At 42.3% G+C, this 20,985-nt stretch carries 12 protein-coding genes; 2 read left to right on the top strand and 10 right to left on the bottom strand.

Annotated elements, in window-relative coordinates:
- Positions 1-380: 380 nt before the first annotated feature.
- A complete protein-coding gene (locus CWC28_RS12425; protein WP_105181008.1) occupies positions 381-3,830 on the top strand; it encodes a PAS domain-containing hybrid sensor histidine kinase/response regulator in 3,450 nt (1,149 codons plus the stop codon).
- Here the strand turns inward: CWC28_RS12425 and CWC28_RS12420 are convergent.
- Together CWC28_RS12420 and CWC28_RS12415 are read right to left on the bottom strand one after the other, a co-directional pair.
- The gene (locus CWC28_RS12420; RefSeq protein ID WP_138625223.1) at positions 3,827-6,799 is read right to left on the bottom strand and encodes a DUF3857 domain-containing transglutaminase family protein; all 2,973 of its coding nucleotides are present in this window, start codon (positions 6,797-6,799) and stop codon (positions 3,827-3,829) included. The genes CWC28_RS12425 and CWC28_RS12420 overlap by 4 nt on opposite strands.
- 145 nt (positions 6,800-6,944) lie before the next feature.
- Positions 6,945-8,114 carry a DUF547 domain-containing protein gene (locus tag CWC28_RS12415; protein ID WP_063700935.1) on the bottom strand — a complete coding sequence of 390 codons (1,170 nt, stop codon included), beginning with the start codon at positions 8,112-8,114 and terminating at the stop codon, positions 6,945-6,947.
- Positions 8,115-8,244: 130 nt separating this feature from the next.
- Here CWC28_RS12415 and CWC28_RS12410 point away from each other — a divergent pair, with 130 nt between their 5' ends.
- Positions 8,245-8,769 (top strand): DUF2569 domain-containing protein, encoded by a 525-nt coding sequence (locus CWC28_RS12410; protein WP_105173890.1) that lies wholly within the window; start codon positions 8,245-8,247, stop codon positions 8,767-8,769.
- 1 nt (position 8,770) lies between these two features.
- Here the strand turns inward: CWC28_RS12410 and CWC28_RS12405 are convergent, their stop codons facing one another.
- The 8 genes from CWC28_RS12405 to CWC28_RS12370 form a co-directional block, all read right to left on the bottom strand.
- Positions 8,771-10,051 carry a sensor histidine kinase gene (locus tag CWC28_RS12405; RefSeq protein ID WP_063700939.1) on the bottom strand — a complete coding sequence of 427 codons (1,281 nt, stop codon included), beginning with the start codon at positions 10,049-10,051 and terminating at the stop codon, positions 8,771-8,773.
- Positions 10,052-11,428 (bottom strand): sigma-54-dependent transcriptional regulator, encoded by a 1,377-nt coding sequence (locus CWC28_RS12400; RefSeq protein ID WP_138625222.1) that lies wholly within the window; start codon positions 11,426-11,428, stop codon positions 10,052-10,054.
- A gap of 63 nt (positions 11,429-11,491) precedes the next feature.
- The gene (locus CWC28_RS12395) at positions 11,492-13,942 is read right to left on the bottom strand and encodes an ABC transporter permease (RefSeq protein ID WP_138625221.1); all 2,451 of its coding nucleotides are present in this window, start codon (positions 13,940-13,942) and stop codon (positions 11,492-11,494) included.
- Positions 13,942-14,694, bottom strand: a complete 753-nt coding sequence (locus CWC28_RS12390; protein ID WP_105173892.1) for an ABC transporter ATP-binding protein — start codon at positions 14,692-14,694, stop codon at positions 13,942-13,944. The genes CWC28_RS12395 and CWC28_RS12390 overlap by 1 nt, the downstream gene beginning before the upstream one ends.
- Positions 14,691-15,968 (bottom strand): efflux RND transporter periplasmic adaptor subunit, encoded by a 1,278-nt coding sequence (locus tag CWC28_RS12385; RefSeq protein WP_105173893.1) that lies wholly within the window; start codon positions 15,966-15,968, stop codon positions 14,691-14,693. Before CWC28_RS12385 ends, CWC28_RS12390 begins: the two co-directional genes overlap by 4 nt.
- 158 nt (positions 15,969-16,126) lie before the next feature.
- The gene (locus CWC28_RS12380) at positions 16,127-17,629 is read right to left on the bottom strand and encodes a serine hydrolase domain-containing protein (protein ID WP_138625220.1); all 1,503 of its coding nucleotides are present in this window, start codon (positions 17,627-17,629) and stop codon (positions 16,127-16,129) included.
- A 164-nt stretch (positions 17,630-17,793) separates the two neighbouring features.
- Positions 17,794-18,456, bottom strand: a complete 663-nt coding sequence (locus CWC28_RS12375; protein WP_054562939.1) for a response regulator transcription factor — start codon at positions 18,454-18,456, stop codon at positions 17,794-17,796.
- Positions 18,457-18,569: 113 nt separating this feature from the next.
- Positions 18,570-20,861 carry a TonB-dependent receptor gene (locus CWC28_RS12370; protein WP_063700951.1) on the bottom strand — a complete coding sequence of 764 codons (2,292 nt, stop codon included), beginning with the start codon at positions 20,859-20,861 and terminating at the stop codon, positions 18,570-18,572.
- Between the last annotated feature and the right edge of the window lie 124 nt (positions 20,862-20,985).

Below are 20,985 nucleotides of genomic sequence, written 5' to 3'. Positions count from 1 at the left end.
GGGCTTTTTGAGTTTCATATCTACCGTCACCGATATGAGCAATGTAGCAAGTAAAATAGTAGGGCGATCACCTGTTGCCAATATCAAGGGGCGTTGCGATTAGCAACAGGCGATCTTAGCTTTATCGTGGGCCACACGTGTTTCAGGGTCGAGAAACAAATCAGTTTATTCCGAACAAGTCATAACACTTTATTGTCTTGTTGATAGTGATTATCAATTAGATTTACGTATCTGTCAACACTCAATTGAAAATAATTCTCATTTCTTTATGTTTGTTTTTTAAACTTCAGTTATACAATGCATTAGCACTAAAGTTAGGCTGTAAATTACGTGCAATAAAAACTATGCTGGGGCTATAACAATTAAAATAATCACATGCGATGTTCTCAATTTGGTCAATAAGCCTTCTTGCAATTGTATATCTGGCAATTTTATTTGCGGTTGCAGGCTGGGCTGATAAAAGAAAAGTATTGCCTTTTAAAGGCTTAACCTATGGTTTATCACTTGGGGTGTATTGCACCTCTTGGGCGTTTTTTGGTACTACAGCACAAGCTGCTTACAACGGTTGGTGGTTGGCTCCGACCTATGCCGGTACTATTTTGTTATTTATTTTTGGCTGGCAAGTTTATTGCCGCATAGCGCATATTTGTCGGCAGCAAAAAATTACCTCAATGGCAGATTTTATTGCGACTCGGTATGGTCAGTCGTCGAGTTTGTCTGGGCTCATTTCATTGATTTCAGTGATTGCCATTGTGCCCTATATCTCTTTACAGCTAAGTGCAACTGCACAAAGTATCAACTTACTTACCGATCGTGCTGCCACACAAAGCCATGAAGTATGGGCCGATAGCACTTTTTACATCACGATTGTATTGGCACTGTTTGCTATTTTATTCGGCGCAAGGCGGTTAAAGCCCAGCGAACATAATCCAGGTTTGATTGCCAGTATTGCCTTTGAATCTGTGGTTAAGTTGTTGGCGTTTTTAGCGGTGGGTTTGTATGTATGCTTTGCTCTATTCGACAGCCCAGTGGCTCTGTTTGAAAAAGCGCATGACCTAAATATTGATCAGCAAGTGGCGGCCACACAAAGTCCAACCTATGTGTATGTTGCTCATACTTTGCTTGGTATTTTGGCAACCTTATGTTTGCCAAGACAATTCCACATGAGCTTTATCGAAAAAAATAACGATAAAGAGCTGGCCTCGGCACGTTGGCTATTTCCGATTTACCTCTTACTTATTAACCTGTTTATTCTACCGATTGCATATGCCGGATTAATTTACTTTCAAGGTCAAGAAGTCGGCTACGACACCTTTGTATTGGCTTTACCCATGGCGGCTGATGATGCTTTTGTGGCGTTATTAGCCTTTTTAGGCGGCTTTTCAGCGGCAACCAGTATGGTGATTGTGTCATCAATTGTGCTTTCAGTGATGATCACGAATGACTTTATTAACCAATTTATTTTACGCCGCTCGCAACTTACATCGAGTAGTCGCGGGCTTGATAAAAATAACCTATTACATGCGCGTAAAATCGTTATCGTATTGATTTTATTGCTTAGTTACTTCACTCACCGAGTGCTGGGCGAAAGTACAACCCTTGCCAATGTGGGTTTGATGTCGTTTACCTTAGTCGCGCAATTTTCGCCTGCCATGATCATAGGCTTATGGTGGCGACAAGCATCGTGTCGCGGTGCGCAATTGGGGATTTTAAGCGGCTTTATTATTTGGGGATACACTCTTTTACTACCGAATATCGCCGGAGGTTTAGGAAGCGATAGCTTATGGCTTGTGAATGGACCGTGGGGAATAAGCTGGTTAGCGCCAACCGACTTATTCTCATTAGGCATGGAAAGCATTAGCCAAGCTTTATTGCTATCGCTAGGTGCGAACTGTTTAGTGTATTTCTTAGTGCCGTTATTTAGTCGAGCAACCTTAGCTGAACGTTTGCAGAGCAATAAGTTTGTGTCGCAGCTTAGTGATTCTCGAGTGAGTAATCATCTACAGCCTTTGAGTTACCATGATCTAGGTGCGTTAATGCAGCGATTTGCCGAAAAAGAAGCGGCGCAGTCGTTGGTAAATCATTACTTTCCTGATGATAAAAGTAAGTGGAAACGTCCTGCCAATGTTGAGTTAGAACTATTAGTTGAGCGCGAGATGTCTGCGGTGATCGGTGGCGCATCGGCACGGCTTATTTTAGATGTGGCCAAAAATGAGCAGCGCCAGCCTCTAGAGCAGGTTGCCGAGTTTGTTGATGAAGCAAGCCAAGTACTTAAATTTAATCGTGACTTACTGCAATCAACAATCGAAAACATTCAACAAGGGATCAGTGTAGTTGATAGTGAGCTGCGCTTGGTAGCTTGGAACCAAGGCTACAAAAACATGTTCGCCTACCCCGATGATGCGCTTTACATAGGCCGCCCGGTTGCCGACATTATTCGTTTTAATGCCGAGCGCGGCTTATTTAGCGGCGAGAGCATGACCAGCGAAGTTGAAAAACGCTTAGCCTATTTACGCCAAGGCAGCGCTTATAAATACCAGCGCTCGCACAATGATGGCCGGGTGTTTGAAATGCAAGGTAACCCACTGCCAGGTGGCGGCTTTGTAACAACCTATACCGACATTACCGAGTTCGTAAAACAACAAAAAGCGTTAACCGAAGCAAATGTTAGCCTTGAAGAAAAAGTCGCAGCACGCACCTTGGCATTGACTCAAGCAAACCAAGAGTTGTCGATGGCAAAGCAAGTGGCAGAGCAAGCAACGGTCAGTAAAACGCGCTTTTTTGCCGCTGCCAGCCATGATTTACTGCAACCTTTCAATGCTGCGAGCTTGTTTTGTTCTTTAATGAATGAAAAAGCCCAAGACACTGAACTTAAAGAGCTGGCGATGAATATTAAGAATTCATTAGGCAGCGCCGAAGAGTTGTTATCGAGTATTTTAGAGTTAACCAAGCTCGATTCAGGCTCGTTTAAAGTACAAATGAGCGAGTTTGCAGCCAGCTCGTTGGTTGAGCCACTGCGAAATGACTACGAAGCCCTTGCCCGCGAAAAAGGCTTAAAGTTTATTATTGAAACTTGTGATGTGCGCCTGCATACCGACAAAGCGCTGCTGCGAAGAGTGCTGCGTAACCTTTTGAGTAATGCGATTCGTTATACCGAGCAAGGTGAAGTGCGCTTAAAAATGCAGTACGACGATGACCATGTATCCTTTATTGTTGAAGACACAGGGATTGGTATTGCATCGAGCGATCAACAAACTATTTTCCAAGAGTTTAAACAGCTTGGTGCAAAGCCAAGCGCCGAGGGGTTAGGCTTAGGGTTGGCAATCACTAAACGTATATGTGACTTACTTAAAATTCCGCTAGTGATGGGGTCTGAACTTGGTAAAGGCACGCAATTTACCCTAACTCTACCTTGTAGAGTGAGTACTGCGCCAGCGCAAGCGAAAGGCGCTGAGGCATCACAAGAAACCGAGCTGGGGCAATTGCGTATTTGGTTGCTTGATAATGACCGCAATGTGTTAGAGGCACTAAAGCAGCTACTCGAAAATTGGGGCTGTGAAATCTCAACAGCCACAAACTTAGTGGAGCTTGAGGAGTTAAAGGCAAGCCAAGCCCTGCCGCAATTGTTGATTATTGATTATCAGCTTGATGATGGGGTAACGGGACTTGAAGTGATTGAGCAAGCGGCACTAACACGCTTACCAGCCATCGTTAATACTGCGAATCATGATGAAGGCATACGCGAGTTAGTGCTCGATGCGGGCTATCCATTGCTTTATAAGCCTCTGAAAGCGCCCGCCTTAAAACGCATGATTAAGCGACTGACTTAATCTGCGTTTTGCTCAGTTGCTGGGGTATTGGCTTTAATTAAGCGCTCTACCTCAGCGACAAACTTCTTATCTAAGTCATCTTCATGGCTCAGAAATAACATCATTTCATCACCATTGTGGTCAATGACCGTGAGCGTGGTGGTGAGTAGGGCGCTTTTAGCATAATCAACGTTGAGCTCTTTAATGTCACTAAAGCGGCGCTGATCTTTTTCGAGCACACCTTGCTCATTTTTCCAGTAACTAAAAATAGTGTTTTCTGTGATGCCGTTTCCATCAGTTTTAAAATCGATAAATGCGTCACTATAAAAATAATGTACACTCTCGTTGGCAGGAATAATTTCTTTTCTTTTTAAAAAGTTAACTTGATAAGACCAAAGCTTGTCACCGGTTACTATGGCTGAACTTGGCAACAAATATAGCTCATAAATTAAGCCATAAAATAACCAAGGCAGCATGAATATCGAAATGATAACCTGCCTCGCTCGCCACTGAGAGTGGTACTCAAGAGCCTGTTCGGGTTGCTTGAGGTTTTGAATGTAATTAACCAGTGGCAACCATAGAATAGGTGTAACTAAAAACAGCCAAGTACCATATTCCCAGTTATAGCTTACGACTTCAGAAATGATAATCGCCAGCCATAACACGAACCCAACCGCAACGGGCATGATCTTATTTTTACCAAAGGTTTGCTCGCTGTGCTTGCAAAGCTCAAGTAACAACGGAATAAAAAACAGTGGTGCAAATATCCCTCGGGCAATCGGCATAATATGGCTTTGTTGTTGCTCTTTTATCGCTTTCCAGTTGCGATAGCTCCAGTAGTTAATGAATATTCCTAAGCTTAATAAGCTATAAATAACAAACTTACTGTTACTGACAGGGTAGAACTGTTGCTCAGCAAAAACTGGGCGGTTACTTGCTTCTATACGCCAAGCCGCGATGAAAAAGATGATTGCCGCCAAGTAACTTAAAATAAAAACGCTATACCAGTTGGTTTCGTCATCCGCTGGTGTGGTTTTGGCGCTATTTGTGCCGTATTTAATGATGCCGTAATGGGTCGCGTTATTGAGTTTTTTACGCTCGCTTAGATAAAGGTCTATTTGATCGGCTGGAATATGATCCTGCTTAGCACTGTAATCAAAGTATAAGGTCAACACCGAGTCTTTAAATGTCACGCGTTTTTCGAGATGAAAAAATGGGTTGTCGACTGTGACCTGCTCATCATTAAACTGCCAATTAGTATCCGTAAACGTAACCTTTATGGTTGTTTCGATATTATTTGGGTAACGAAACCACATTGGTGCATTGTTACGTTCTCGCTGTTCCGGCTTATAAACTGAGTTTTGAATTTCACTGGCGTAAAAGTCGTTTTGAAAATCATTACCCTTAGGTCGCCAAAAGTTATCAATAGTATAGTGCTCATTGGTAATTAGCTGACCGGTGTCTTCTGGAGATTCAACCAGCATAGGTTTGACTGTCTTTAAGCCCTTGTAGGTATCTTGATAATATTCGCGGTAATCATCTTCTATGCTTTTTAAGCTGTTTTCAGCGATTGAACTGCGGCGGCTAATTGCTTCAAAGTCGCCATATTTATATTGAGTTGAGAAACTAACTGGCTCATCAATACCTTCTGGGATCTGATAACTATCAAAAACCTGTATGCGTTTTAGGGCAGGCTCTGTGAACATATCAGTAAAGCCTGTTTCACCTTGCTTTATGATTAACGCTACATCGTAGTTCGGTTGAGCTAAATGTGCTAAATCGCCGCGCTGGTACGAAATGGTCGGATCAAGCCAATAGCGTTTACCTTGGTGCTCTAAGGTGACAATCACATGGTCAAACAAGCTAGGAGAGACCGGTAAGCTGGCAGTACGTTTTCTGTCTTCGGTGTTAACTAAAGCTGGATGAGCCTCTACGCCGAGCGCTTTAAGTAAAGAAATGAGCAAGACGGTTTTGTCTTTACAGTCGCCATAGCGCAGTGCCAAGGTTTCTGATGCAGGAGTAGGCTGGTGCGAGTTAGTGCCCATTTCTAGGCCTAAATAACGTACTTCGTCTTGGCTAAAGCGCAGGGCTGCAACAATTTGAGACTCTAAATCGGTATGTTGAAACTTAATTTGACGGGCAATTGTTTCAATAGCAGGGCTTACTTCGATGGCAGATTGGTACAAAGGTAACGACCAATTGATCACCTCTTGCCAATTATTTACTTCAGAGAAATACACTTCCTTGTAAGGTGAATACCAATGCGGTACTTCGCTTGCGGAGCGAATGGTCGGCTCATTGTGTTGGCTAATTTGGTAGTCAAAACCTGTATCGAGCTTGGTTTTAGTAACTGGTGACTCGCCATTCATAAAGTTGATATATAAGGGCGTAGGCTTTTGCCACTTTACCCGCATAAATTGCTGCACTATCGGCACCGACCAGTTTAGTGTGCGCATGGTGCTGAAGTGTTGATAAACCGGATTACTCCCCGAAACCGTATAGCTGTAATCTAAAATATCCATGACCCGCATATCATCAATAATGACATTTAGGCTTAAGGTGCCGTTGTATATACGACTTGCTAAGTCAGTCTCGCGTTGTAACACCTGTAGCTCGGCACTATTTAGTTTATCTATATATTGACCGTCACGAATAATGCCTAAGCTATTGAGCGTAAGATATTGATAATTTGGGTCAAAATCAATATTCAGCTGGCTAATATAATCAACCCCAGACTGATTGACCGCCTGCATTACAGTACGATTAAAGCGTTGCTGTGGGGCTTGCTCAGATACCTGAAACTGAGTGTCGAGCATCAGGTAGAAAGTCCCGTCTCGTATTTGGTCTCGAGGAATCTCAGGGATGAGTAACTTATGTTGTTTTACCCAGTTAGCTGCGGGCGCAACCTGATACTCTTCAGCGGCTGCAAAACAGCTCACAAAGAATAAAAAAACAGCCAGTAGCTTAAGTTGTAAGTGCATCCATTTCATTGTTATTTTCTAATTACGTTTAGTTTTATATGACAAATTACTGAATTTCGCGGCTTGAGCCAAATAAAAATTAATTTTTATAGTGTAGGTCTCGTAAGGATGTGGTGAGTCTAAGCGGCTCATGGTGAGCCGCTTTAGGGTTATATTATTTATCTTCAGACTCTTTAGCTGGTAAGTCTTTTATTTCAACGCGAGTATTTACTTCATAGTATTTTTGCGTGATTTTTTGCAAAATTTCGCGACGTAACGGGCTTACATGGCCGACTTCTTTGGTTAAGTTATCTCCATATGTCATGAAGGTGTTATCCCAGCCCCAGGCAATTACGCTTGGATCGGCGACTGTCGCGTTACCTCCACCATATTCCATATCACTGCCTAGGATGTCGGTAATATCATAGTTATCGATACTAAAAGAGAGGTTTTGCACAACTTGGTCTTTATCTGGCTCTTGAATCACTAGCGATTGAAGATGGTCAGCTAAGTCTTCTTCAAAGTTAGGAAAATAGTTTTTCTTTTCAAGGTATAAAGAAGAAACACGAGTGCTATGGTTACCTATCACACTGCCGCGGTTTGAATTAACAAACTGCACTGCATTGGTGGTCAGGGCTGCAAATACATTTTTCGCTGTATATGGGTGGTCTAGTAAATTTGGGCTGCCAATGTAGCCACGATAGTAGCCATACATTAATAGCGGGTCATTGTTAAATAGCGGTGCAACAATGTTGTACTCAATATCGTTTAATGAATACTGGTTACCATTAAAGTTAAAGCGCGGCTTATCAAAAAAGCTTGGTTCTTCGTTTAATAGCCTCGTTAGGTTTTTAACAGGATATTGCTGAACTAGTTCATTGAGTACTGTCACGTTATAGAGGTTGAGCCAGTAAGCGAGTAACTCTGATTTTGGTAAGTTACTTAAATTCACCTTGTTTGGCAGGTCGGCCATATTTTCTTGCACTATTTGCAAGTCTTGCTTCATCTGAGGATTCTTTCTGTACGAATCATAATAAAAGCGGTTTGCTTCTGTTGCGGTAGACGGTTTAGGGTTAGATGATAATCGTGTGCCTATTTTGCTCGTATTATTTGAAATGCGATAGCGGTCTGACATACCTAAATCAATCACCGAGGCATTTAATATTTGCCCGTAGTCAGTGTACTCAAGTGTGATATTTGATTTTTCATCATACTGATGAAATTGGCTAAATTTTTCTTGGTTAATCGCTGTCGTTGCTGTTTTATTAATAGGGGCCGTTGAATTACAGGCTGTGACTAGAATAAGTGACGTTGCTAATACGATGGGTTTTATGGCGTTTTTCATTTTTATGACCTTCCGTAGTTTAAAAAATAAACATAGCGTGGTTTTTCTGAAAGCGCAACAATCTGTTTTTTGTGAATTTTATTAAAAAATAAGCGTATAGTAGAAGAAATAAAAATAATAAGGACAACTCATGGAAGAAGCAAAACAACAAAATAAAATCGAAACACCAGAAGCTAAAAGCCCCGAAAATGATGACTTAGTTGGCATAAAAGGTTGGCTTATTCTTGTGGCGATAGGTGTGGTACTCAGCCCTTTTAGAGTATTTATCGAATCAATAAATACCTTTAAACCCATTTTCACGACCGAGATGTGGCAACGCTTAACATCGCAATTTGGTGATATGTATCATCCACTTTGGGAGCCTTTACTGATCATTGAAATGGTGTTTAATGCAGCACTATTTTTAGCTTCGCTTTATTTAATTGTGTTGTTTTTTAAGCATAAGAAAGCATTTGTAAGTTGGTACTTAGCGATATTATTTGGTGGATTAGCGTTTATTGCTCTCGATGCCTATGCGGTTAGTTTAATTGTGCCTGATGTCGACGTGTTCGATGATGAAATGAAAACGATGATTTTCAGAGGGCTTATTCAAGCTGTGATCTGGGGACCTTATATGCTTTTATCTAAGCGAGTGAAAGCCACATTTGTAAAATAAGTTAGCTGGGCACCGTAATTGTAGCTTCTGTGCCTTGCTGGGGTTTTGAGTTTATTGATAACTCAAAGCCTTGGTTGCGCACAAGTTCTCGGGTGATCACAAGTCCTATACCTGTGCCATTTGCCTTGGTTGAGTAAAATGGCACGAACAAGTTATCGGGGTTTTGAATACCACAACCTTGGTCGCTAATTGCAATATTTAAGTTATCACCTTGTCTTGACCAAGTGAGGCTAGGGGCAGAATTGCTGCCAGCTTCAAAAGCATTTTTTATCAGGTTGATCAACGCTTGTTCTAGCTGACCGAAATCGGCATTAACATGTAACTCTTCGCTGCTATTTATCACTAGTTCAGGAAAGATAGCGCTTAAACGTGTGTTTAATTGCTCGCTACTAATTGCTTGTTTTTGTGCAGGTGGTAGCTTGGCAAACGCACTGTAACTGGCTACAAAATCAAGCAAGTGTTGAGCGCGTTTTTCTATAACTTGCAACATATCTTGGGCGAGATCATCGTGACTGCTAATTTGTCCTTGGCGCTTAAGGGTTTGCAATGATTGACTCATTGAATAAATCGGCGTGAGTGAGTTACGCACTTCATGATTTAACACTCGAATCAAACGTTGCCATACAAGTTGTTCGTTATCGCGAAGCTGTTGCTCAATTGAAAAGAAGGTTAGTAATTCAAAGTTTCTGCCGGTCCGCCAAAAAGTCTGCGATGAGATTTGAAAGCGTTGTTTAAACAGTGAGTCACTGTTTTGTTGCCATTCGCCATCATGCAGAGCAATGCCTAAGTCGCTGGCCGATTTACCTTCAATTTGGCGATGACTAATACTGTTTATAAACGCCTTATTACTAAAGTAAATTAAGCCATGGGGGTCTAGTATAACGATGGGTAAGTCCAGCATGCTGGCAAACTCAAAAACAAACTCTTCTGTTTGCATGTAATGGCGTTTGTTCTTGGCTATTTTATTGCTGAGCTTGGCAAAATCTTGCTTAAGCGCTGCGACTCGTCCACTTTGATAAGACGCTAAATGCCAACTATTACTTTCGTCATTTGCCAGTGCATCTAGTTGCAGACCAAAGCGTTCAACCACATCGGTGATCACACGGTAGCTTTTAATTAAAGCAAAAGTGCTTATCCCGATAAACGGCAATAATAGACTGATACTGGCAAACCAATCTAGTTTTAAGCTGAGCGAAAGGGCAATACCAAGCGTTAATAGCAGCGCTATAACCATATAAAAATAGCGTCGAATACGCTGCTCTAACGACAACTTACTACTCATTTAGCGTTCTACTTCTTTTAAATCGAGCTGATGTTTATCAATGCGACGATAAATAGCCGATTTACTTAATCCTAAAAACTCTCCTGCGGCGATAACATTGCCATTAAATTGCAGCAGCGCTTTTTGAATCATCTGTTTTTCAAGCTCTTCAAGGGGCAATAGTGGCAAAGCTTGTTCCGCATTACTATTCGGTTGCTCGCAACTTGGTTGATCTAAAATGAGGTCATTGGCTTGAATATTGTTGTTATCGCTCATGATCACCGCGCGTTCAATGCAGTGACTTAGCTCACGAATATTACCAGGCCAGCTATAATTTTTTAGCGCCTGTAGAGCATCAACACTGAGCGCCATATTCGCTCGTTGGTATTTTTTACCATGCACTAACAACAAGTGTTCAGCTAAGGGAGCGATGTCGTCTTTTCTGTCGCGAAGCGGTGGAATGTGCAGTTCAATAGTATTGAGTCTAAATAATAAGTCACGGCGGAATTCACCCTGCTCAATGGCCGTAGCTAATTCACTATTGGTAGCAGAAATAATGCGAACATCGGCGGTTTTGGTTTGGCTTGAGCCGAGCACTTCAAATTCTTTGCTTTCTAGCACACGCAGCATTTTACTTTGTAGCTCAAGGCTTAAAGTCGCAATTTCATCTAAAAATAAGGTGCCGCCTTCGGCAATTTCAAATCGTCCTAAGCGGTCTTCTTTGGCATCAGTGAAAGCGCCTTTCTTATGGCCAAATAATTCGCTTTCGAATAGCGTCGGGGCAATGGCGCCAACATTCACGCTTACATAACGTTTATCACTTCTGAGTGAATGCTGATGAATATAATGTGCCAATAAGCTTTTGCCAGTGCCATTTTCGCCGGTAATTAAAATACTGGCATCGGTTTTTGCTGCGCGCTCAGCTTTGGCAAGCAACAGTTGCATGATTTCTGAGTGGGCTATGTAGTGGGCCTGTGTGTCGCTGGTAAGCGCCTTTAAACAGGCATTGTCGTGATTACTTTGCTTGAGCTTGAGTTGTTGTTGTACAACGGCGGTTAAGCGTAAGTTATTCCATGGCTTTTCAACAAAGTCGACAGCCCCTAATTGCATGGCTTTAACGGCAACATCAATACTGGCCCATGCGGTCATGACAATGACAGGTATGGTCGAACCTAATTGATTTAGTTGCTTTAAAAAGCGTAACCCCTCTTCACCTGAGGTGGTGTCGAGCTTGTAGTTCATATCGAGCAAAATCAGGCTAATGTGCTCTGATTTTAATAACTCAAGGGCATGTTCAGGGCCTTCGGCCTCAAGGCAATGTAAGCCCAATTGTTGTAATGCAACAGTAGCAGCCAGACGCACATCAGCTTGATCGTCTATGACTAATATTTTGTCCATGATGTTTTCTTGTTATCCTGTTGAGGCAGCTTAAGCTAAAACTTAAGCCACCATTTTGTGCTGTTAATCGTTACGTAGTGCGGCCATAGGTTTTGCTTTAAGTAGTAAAACCAAAGGTCTAAAGCAAGCGAATAGCGCAATACATAAGGTAATACTCCAAGCAAGTAATTGCAGTCTTACATCAAGTATCAGCCAAGACATTAGCTGGCCTTGTAACATGTAAAAACCCATCATTACCACAGCAAGTGCAACCGCAAAGCCAATGAGCACAGGGATAATAGCTTCAACACTCATCAGCTTGAATAAGCGCGCTTTTTTCGCACCTAATGCCATACGAATACCAAACTCATAACGGCGCAGACCTAGGTTGTAGCTTAGTACCCCAAAGATACCGATTGCTGCTAATAATAGAGTAAATAGCGCTAAGGTACTACATAGAACCACAGTCAGTCGGCTCATATACAGTAAATTGTCGTACTCTTGTTGCAGGTCATTAAACTGCCACATGGTTAGGTCGCTGTTCTTTTCTTTTAGCGTATTAAGTATTTGTTTATTTGTTAGCTTAACACCTTCAGAAGCTTTGATAGTAAACATGTAGCTATACGGTGTTGCTGGCCACCAAATGTGACGACCAAACGACTCATCGTAGTATTTAGGGTGATTAAAATCTTCGGTTACACCCACCACTTCATACATCTTTTCTTCTAAGCCTTGGTAGCTCTTGCCGATGATATTTCGATAATCTTGGCCTGGTAATAAGTTCTCTGCAACGCTGACCGAGACAAGTATCTCGTTGGTTTCACCACGTATGGCTTGTTCGCTAAAGGTGCGGCCAGCGAGAATTTTGGTGTTAACTAACGCAAAGTAATCAGGCCCTACCCACTGACTAGGGAAGAAAATTGAGCTTTTACCGTTTACATCAGTCAGGGTGTTGGCATTTTGTCTTGCTGATACTGGGCTGTGACCCAGGGCAACATCATCAATGCCTTGGCTATCAAGCAAAACCTGCTTGTATTGCAGCATATGTTCGTAGCGCTCCGCCAATGACATTTGATTATTTGGCTGGAACAGGTTGGCAAAATAAAGGTTTTCGGTATCACTGCCGAGTGGGCGGTTAATCGTGCCCATGGCTTTACTGACTACCATCACCGAAAAACTCACAAGCAGCGCGGCAACAAACATTTGTGAGCCAATTAAAATACGCACTGTACGGCCAGATACCTGCGAAACCCCGCCTTTTCCACTGTTCTGCATTTGCGTATTTAGGGTTTTGTAATTCACCAAACGCGCTGTAATTACAGAGAAAATATAAGCAAGAGCAATACACAGTATGATGGCAACAATGACCAACGTGCTATCAACCGCCAAGCTGTTAACCAGTGGTAATCGGCCTTCTGCCAATACTTTAAATAAACGTATGCCCCATACCGATAAAAACAGTGCAATGCTTACCGATAAGGTCATTAAAATTAGTGACTGTAAAAAGATACTTTTAAATAACGTGCTGCGTTTAGCACCTAACACCGCCTGCAAGGCGAGGGTTTTATGTTGAGCAAGAGCGCGCGAGAAGAATAAAGTACTGACGTTAAGTACTGCAATAATCAGTAGCCCTACTGCACCGGCTAACATCATTAAGCTTAAGTCATCGTTATTACCCAGCTCAACGTCACGATAAGGAGTTACTTCAGGTTTTACATCGGTTATCCCCCCGTTATTTAGCCACTCTGATTTAACCGTATCAATTTGCTGTTTTAAATCGACTTTAACTTGATCTATGGTGACCCCGGGCTTTAAAACGGCAATCAGTTTTAGGTTTTTAAAAGTGTTTGTCCACGGGCTTTGCCAATCATCATTGTGAAAGAAACGGCGGTCCGCACTTGATGGAAACCACACTTCAACATCGCTTGCTTTAAACATGTAAGGGGGGCTGAATGAGTCATCAACAACACCGACGATACGGTGAACATAATCGGTTTCACCCGCCATGACTGAGAGTGTTTTACCAATAATGTTCGGGTCGCTGTTGTAATGCTTGCGCCAAAAGTTAGCAGAGATAACAACGCGGTCATCAGGTGTTTCTAGCGTTTCTCCAAGGTCAAAACCCTGTCCCATTAAAAATGGCGTGTTTAATAAGTCAAAGTAGTTGCCGCCAACATACAGCACAGGCTCTTTAGGCTCGCCATCAAGGTTTGCAAAGATTTGCTCACCCGCATTGATCATCATACTTTGTTCAAAGCTTTGATTATGCTTAAGCCAATGCACCATCGATTGATAGCTTTGAAAGCCGGTGGCATCGTAGTCATCATAAGTAAGTGATTGCTCAACCACCACCATGCGGCTTTCATCGTACACATCAAGGGGCTTTAAAAAGTAGCTGTTAACAAGGCTAAGCACCACAAATAAGGTGGCAAGAGTTAAAGCAAGCGTTGCGATAACCGCTGTCACAAAGCCCGGTGCATTCATTAATGATGCCCACGCTAAGCTTAGTTGGGCGCGTGTTTTGGTTAATTTCATTACATCACCTCGGCGCTTTCGAGTACTTGCTCAGCAGTGTCGCTGCTAGGTGCTTGGCGTGCTTCAGAGTAGGAAACAATTTCACCATCTAGCAATTTAAGTTGCGTCTTTGCACGTCCGGCATAACGTAAATCATGGGTTACCATACAAATCGTGGTGCCTTTTTTATTCAGCTCATCAAGCAAGTCCATGACGGCATCACCATTTTTTGAATCTAAGTTACCAGTTGGCTCATCCACCAATAAAATGCTTGGCTTGCCAGCCAGTGCGCGGGCAATAGCAATACGCTGTTGCTGACCACCGGATAATTGGTTTGGTTTATGCTGAGCACGGTGGCCCATCTCAACTTCATCAAGGGCTTGTTTTACCGCAAGCTCAATTTCGTTTGGGCTCATGGCTGGCTCTCGGTAAGTGAGCGGCAGTGCCACGTTGTCAAAAACAGATAATTCATCAATTAGGTTAAACGACTGAAATATAAAACCAATATGAAGGTTTCTTAGTTCAGCTTGCTGATCCATATCGAGGGTTTTTGTATCGACTTCTTTAATGAAATAATCGCCAGCAGTTGGGCTATCGAGTAAGCCTAATAATGACAGAAGCGTCGATTTACCACAGCCAGATGGGCCGCTAATACAGATATAGTCACCTTGGTTAATATTCAGGCTGATGTCTTTTAATGCATAGGTTTCAACATTTTGGCCGCGATAAACTTTGGCGATTTTGTTTAATGAGATAAGCGTGTTGGTTTTCATAAACTGTCCTGTTCGATTTTTATTGTTGCCAAATGCTGCCATTTAGAAAGGTCTGAAATGATCAGCTGTTCGCCCACGGTGGCACCGCTCAAAAGTTGAATTTGATTGTCACTGAGTGTACCAAATTCGATATTGGTTGGCGTTGCTAACTGGGTATTTGGATTAAGTTTAAACAGCGTGGCTTCGCTGTGTGCTTGTGCTTTTTGTGGCACGTTAATGGTTAACGCATCAGGAATAATGTTGCTAACGACATAGCCTTCAATGCTCAAATCTGGGCGGGCATTGGCAGGCAGTGTGCCTTGTAAATCAAGTTCGATGATAACTCGGCCATCGGTAACAATAGGGTCAATTCGGGTGACTTTGGCATCAACTTCACCGTGGTCTGCTTGGCTAAAAGTGTTAACTTTCGCTGCCATATTGAGTGCCACTTTTTCGGCATCAGCTTGCTTAACGCTTAGCTCTGCTTTGAGTGCTTTATTTGAGCCAACCACCGCAAGGCGGGTACCCGGCACGAGGTTTTGACCAAGTTCAACATTCAATTCTTGCAGCATGCCATCGATGCCTGCTGTTATTTGCAGCTGATCAAAAGCCTGTTGTTCAACCTGATAATTAAGCTCAAATTGGCTTAATAGTTCTTGCTGTATTTTGTTGCGTTGTAAGTGCATTTCTTTGAGCTGAGCGAGGCGTTGCTGCTCGATACTTACGCGCTCTGTAAGCTGTGCAACGTTTAGCATGCTTCGTTTGTAATCGAGGCTTGAAACAATTCCTTGCTCGATCAGTTTGCTTTCGGCATCGACTCTAAGCTCTGCGCTTTGCAGCTCACTTTTTAATATGGCGAGATTTGCTTGGCGCTCAAGTAGCTCACTTTGCTGATTAATTTTTTGCTCATTAACACTGGCTTTTTGGCGAGCAAGCTCTAGTCGAGCGACCGATAAACGCTGCGCTTGCTGTGGGTTGACGAGGCTTAAAATCACCGTGTCTTTTTTAACGATAGTGCCGGGGTATACATGGATAGCTTCGACCATTGCGGTGTCGGTATTGGTTAAGTAACGTTGATACTTTGGCTTTAAACGGCCAAAGCCACGTATTTTCACCACAAAATCGGCTTGTTCTACGGTTGCAATTTGCAGTTGGCTTGCAGCAACCACGGTGGGTGTAGCCCATTGATACACCATTAAAGCGCCAAGAGCCGACACGCCAATGGCTGCAGCCATAAGCCATTTTTTAGCTTTTGATTGCTGAGGTTTGCGTTTTAGTGTGCTGTCTAAATCCATGATACTGATAAAATTAAATAATCATGGAATAGCTAAGGCGAGTTTTGTGCCAATTGTTAAGGTGTTGATTTTAATGGTTTTGTATTTGGTGGAGGAAATGGTTTTTCCCACTTCTGGGATTAATACAATCAAAAGTGGGATAACCAATAATGTGTTGTTTACTCCATCAGCTTTGCAAGCTTAGCTAGTTGCTTTTTAGCATGTGCGTTATCAGGTTTAAGCTTTAACACATGGTTATAATTGGCGGTTGCTTGCTTTAGATCACCGAGGTACCAGTATGCCTCTGCTAAGCTATCAAAAGTATTGTAACTATGTGGGTAAAGGTGCGTATTAAGTTTAAAAATCGCTAACGCTTCATTGAGTTTATTTTGGTTAATAAGCGAGTAACCCCATAAGTTAATATCGTTTTCAGTAAATTGAACTTGCTCATCTTTAGTTAATTGAGCGGCAGCTGTAATTGCATTTTCATAGCCTTGCACTTCAAGAACTTGCCATAAGCGTTTAATATTTTTCGCTAAACCAAAGCCATTTTCTTGTTTCATTTCAGGAATATAAAAGCTTGCTATTTCATCTACAAATTGCGATGGCATTGCGCCAATCAAGTTGGTTAAGATCACTATCGACATATTATCTTCTGGGTAAACAAAGATACCGGCTCTGTTACCACCTATTGCAGCTAATGCCGGGTGTTCTTCTCGTCCCATAACTGGCCAGCCAATACTGTAGCCATTTACGCGTTGATTAAAGCCTTGAGTATGACCATTTTTTAGTCGAGTCGGAGTCCACATTTGCTGAATACTTTGTGCACTAATAAGCTGATTAGTTTGTAATGCCACTAGCCAATTTGCTATCTCAGTTGCTGTTGAGGCCATGCCCGCGGCTGTTTGTAGCATTGGCGAGAAAATAGCTTCTCTTGAATTTATAAGCTCATTACCATGCTTTTCGTATCGTCTAGCTGAATGTTTGACAACGTTATTGAGATTAGCAAAGCCCGCTTCAAGTGTTCTGTTCATTTCAGTTTGTTGTAATTGTTTTTTTGCTATGAATTGCTGAAATGGCATCCCAGATAACTTATTAATTAACTGACCGATAATGACGTAGTTTGTTTGGTTATATTTAAAACGGGTGCCGGTTTCGAATTCTAATGGTTTAGTTTGTACTTGTTGCCATGCATCATCAGGCCCTTGATCTGAGATTAGATTAGCAATTTCATCTTTTATGATGTCAGGTAAACCTGATGTATGGCTCATTAATTCTCTTGTTGTTATAGCATGCCACTGAGCTGGCAGTTCTGGTAGGTAAGTGCCAATAGGTGCATTAAGGTCTAACTTCTTTTGCTCAACAAGTTGCATCAGTGCGACACCAACGAAGGCTTTAGTTGCGGAATTAATCACAAATAAAGTGTCGGCATCAACGGCGATATTATCTTCTATATTTGCAACTCCGTAGCTGGCAACTTTCGTTATTTTATTATTTTGCACAACAGCGAGTTGTAGTCCTGGAATATGCCTTTTTTGCATTAACTCAACCAGCCATTGGTCGAGCTCATCTGCATGTGCAGAAAAGGTACTCAAAGTGGATAGAAGAGCAATCGTTGGAAGGATTAATTTTTTGCCAAGTTTTTTGCAAGCTGTGTACACGATGTTGTCCTTAGTGTTCATTTGAATCTATTATTTTTTACTTAGATTGTTTTTAATGATGAGCACTAAAGCGAGGAGTATGCCAAAGTTTAACTTTATGAATTCTAAGTCTTTTGTGATTTTCCGTGATGTAAGAATTCCCATTTATGGGAATTTCAATTTAAACCTGGGAGTGAATGCTTAAATTAGCTTTCTTCGATTTTGCCAACCTGTGAAAGTTGATTAAATAAAATGCCTGCTTGGGTGCGGTTATAGACATTGAGTTTACGTAAAATCGCTGACACATGTTGTTTGATTGTGGTTTCTTGAATCGACATTTCGAAGGCGATTTGTTTATTCAATAAGCCGTCGGCAATCATTGCAAGTACGCGGTATTGCTGCGGAGTTAGTTTTTCGAGGTTACGAGCAAATTCGCTTTGTTCGTCGTTGATCACCACATCAGTTAAATCTACTTCAGGTGGTAACCAAGTGTCGCCATTGAGTACATGACTAATTGCTTCACTGATGACATCTAAAGAAGATGACTTCGGAATATAGCCTGCAGCGCCAAGGCTCATGGCTTGTTTGATTATGGCTGGTGTCTCATTGGCAGAGACCATAATCACTAAGATATCAGGGTAGTGGTTACGCAGTTGCGAAAGGGCTTGTAGGCCATTTGCACCTGGGATGGTGAGGTCTAAAAATATTAGTTCAATCTCAGGGTGAGCGCTTAACAGTGTAAACAAACCATCAATGTCACTGGTTTCTTTAATATGTTCTTCTGGCACTGATGTCGCGGCAGCTTGACGCAGCGCACTTCTAAATAACGGGTGATCATCGGCGATTATGGTGTTCACAGCTAAAGACATTCCCTCGATTCTCCAATGCGTTATGTTATAAGTGATTTTGCCTTTTGAAACAAGGTTTGCCTGAGGGGAAGTTTCAGACAAACCTTTTCTCACACAAGGATTTAGATTCTATTTTAGAAACGGTAACCAACAGTGAAGGCTACAGTGCGAGGGTCGCCGTAGTAACCAATTAGCGTATTATCACCACCTAAACCTGGGGTGTATTTGCTGGTATCTGTTGGGTCTGTTGGATCAGGTGCCACGAACTGGTAACCACCAATCATGTACTCTTCGTCCGTTAAGTTTTTACCGTAAAGACCTGCAGTCCAGTGACCATCTGTGCTGTACCAAGTAATACCCATATTGAAGATACCGTAAGCATCTTGCGTTAGTAGACTATCTTCTTCGAATAGCGCGTAGTCACCACGGTAGTAGTAGTTACCATTGACAACAAAGTCACCCATTTCTGTGTACATGCGGTACGTTGCACCCAGATTAAAGGTTAAATCAGGTGTGTTTGATACACTAAAGCGATCTGATTTATCAAATTGCTCACCAGTCACTGGGTCGTAATCAATCACGTTATCAAAGCTACTATCGATGTAACCCACTGACGCATCAAAGCTGAGTGATTCTGATGCTACATAGTTTAGTTCAAGCTCGATACCATCTGATGTTGACTCACCAATGTTACCTAAGCGTTGGTTTAGATCTGCTGCGCTGTCGCCCGGTAATACTGAAATGTATTGACGGTCTTTATGGTCAAGGGTGAATAAAGTGACGTTTGCACGTAAGTTATTGTTCCACTCACTCTTCATACCGATTTCGAATGAATCAACGATTTCTGGTTTTGCAGCTGGCTCTGCAGTAGTTGCACGTGGGTTGAAAGTACCTGACTTAAAGCCTTGCGCATAACTTGCAAAGAACATGATGTCGTTTGAATACTGATATTCAACACCTGCACGTGGTGTGAAGCGTGACCATTCTTCTTCATCATCGAGTACCGTTGGTACAAGCTGACCTTCTGGGCGAGTGTAACCTGGCACCCAACCTGACTCAGGGTAAACAATGTCAAAGATTAGGCCGTTGTTAACCTGTGCTTCTTTTTTGTCTTTGGTGTAACGCGCGCCGAGTGTCATTGACCATTTATCGGTTAAATCAATTGAGCTTTGGATATACGCTGCTTTACTGTTTGAGTTACTACAGCCGCTTACTTCACGAGTTAGGCCTGGTGCACCTAGGCTTTGACCTAAGATACCTAGAATAGCCTCAAATTGACCGCAAGATTCACCATCATAGTAGTAAAGACCCGAAACCAGTTTGTAGTTATCGCCTTGATGATTTAGCTGTAATTCGTGAGTGGTTTGCTCATCATCGTAAATAGCAGGTACATCGAAAATTTGCAGTGACGTGTTATCAAAGTCGATATTGGTTGGTGAGTAGCTCTCACGGCTTGAACCGACATATTTAATGCTAGTGCTGTCAGTCATATCCCAGCGAGCAGTTAGGCTGTAACCTTCAAGTTCAACTTTGTTCCATGTTGGTAAGCTGGTGTATGAGTCATACACGCTGTCTGGAACAGGTGCATCAGTAAGAATACTTGGTAGTAAACGGTAACCACCTTTTGCGTTTGATTTGTCTTCTGTTTTATCCCACGCTAAGCGGAAGAAAAGGTCATCAGTCGGTGTGTATTCGAGAGTAACGCGTGCTGCGGTTACATCTTTGTTGTAGTTTTCGCGGTCTTGGTTATCAAGAGAAGACGTTAAAAACTCGCCAAAGCCATCACGGTTAAGCGTTGCAAAACCAAACCCAACGTAAAGTTTTTCGTCAACAATCGGTAATTGGCCAGTAATTTTTAAATCTTTTTGGTTATAGCTACCTACAGTGCCTTGTATATTTAACGTGGCATCACCGCTCATTTCTTTGGTGACGTATTTAATGGCACCACCGATGGTATTTTTACCGTAAAGCGTCCCTTGTGGGCCGCGTAATACTTCGATTTGTTGCACATCAAGCAGATCAAGCACGGCACCTTGTGGGCGAGCAAGATAAACATCATCAATATAGATACCGACACCCGGCTCATAGCCCCAAAGTGGATCTTGCTGACCTACACCACGAATAAACGCAGTAATTGTAGAGTTAGTACCACGACTTGCTTGCAAGGTGGTATTTGGCGAGAACTGTTGAACTTCGGTCATGACGACGATGCCATTTTCAGCCAACTCTTCAGCACCAATTGAAGTGACTGCGACTGGCACTTCTTGCAGGTTTTCAACAGTTTTACGTGCTGTTACCTGAATACGTTCAAGTTCACCTTTTTTTGCTGCAGGTTCGGCTTGTTCTGCCGCTTGAGCACTGACACCTGCCAAAGCAAGTGATACAGCCAGAGTAAGTGGCGCGACTTTTGGGTTAAGCTTTATCATGTTGTATTCCTTGTTATTGTTGTCATTAGTCTTATGGCCACTCACATTGATGTTGCCGAAGACTGAATAAGATTTGCCCGTGTCACCTGTCAGTTAATGTAGAAGATAGTTGCAGAAATTGAAT

Source organism: Pseudoalteromonas sp. S4492 (assembly GCF_005886115.1).
Lineage (GTDB): Bacteria > Pseudomonadota > Gammaproteobacteria > Enterobacterales > Alteromonadaceae > Pseudoalteromonas > Pseudoalteromonas gelatinilytica.
The sequence above is the reverse complement of the archived record's forward strand: the minus strand, read 5'-3'. Positions and strand labels throughout refer to the sequence as shown.

Bases quoted from the DNA above. Each gene is read 5' to 3' on its own strand.
- CWC28_RS12420 (WP_138625223.1), bottom strand. From the start codon at position 6,799: ATGAAATGGATGCACTTACAACTTAAGCTACTGGCTGTTTTTTTATTC.
- CWC28_RS12415 (WP_063700935.1), bottom strand. From the start codon at position 8,114: ATGAAAAACGCCATAAAACCCATCGTATTAGCAACGTCACTTATTCTA.
- CWC28_RS12400 (WP_138625222.1), bottom strand. From the start codon at position 11,428: ATGGACAAAATATTAGTCATAGACGATCAAGCTGATGTGCGTCTGGCT.
- CWC28_RS12410 (WP_105173890.1), top strand. From the start codon at position 8,245: ATGGAAGAAGCAAAACAACAAAATAAAATCGAAACACCAGAAGCTAAA.
- CWC28_RS12425 (WP_105181008.1), top strand. From the start codon at position 381: ATGTTCTCAATTTGGTCAATAAGCCTTCTTGCAATTGTATATCTGGCA.
- CWC28_RS12375 (WP_054562939.1), bottom strand. From the start codon at position 18,456: ATGTCTTTAGCTGTGAACACCATAATCGCCGATGATCACCCGTTATTT.
- CWC28_RS12395 (WP_138625221.1), bottom strand. From the start codon at position 13,942: ATGAAATTAACCAAAACACGCGCCCAACTAAGCTTAGCGTGGGCATCA.
- CWC28_RS12405 (WP_063700939.1), bottom strand. From the start codon at position 10,051: ATGAGTAGTAAGTTGTCGTTAGAGCAGCGTATTCGACGCTATTTTTAT.
- CWC28_RS12370 (WP_063700951.1), bottom strand. From the start codon at position 20,861: ATGATAAAGCTTAACCCAAAAGTCGCGCCACTTACTCTGGCTGTATCA.
- CWC28_RS12380 (WP_138625220.1), bottom strand. From the start codon at position 17,629: ATGAACACTAAGGACAACATCGTGTACACAGCTTGCAAAAAACTTGGC.
- CWC28_RS12390 (WP_105173892.1), bottom strand. From the start codon at position 14,694: ATGAAAACCAACACGCTTATCTCATTAAACAAAATCGCCAAAGTTTAT.
- CWC28_RS12385 (WP_105173893.1), bottom strand. From the start codon at position 15,968: ATGGATTTAGACAGCACACTAAAACGCAAACCTCAGCAATCAAAAGCT.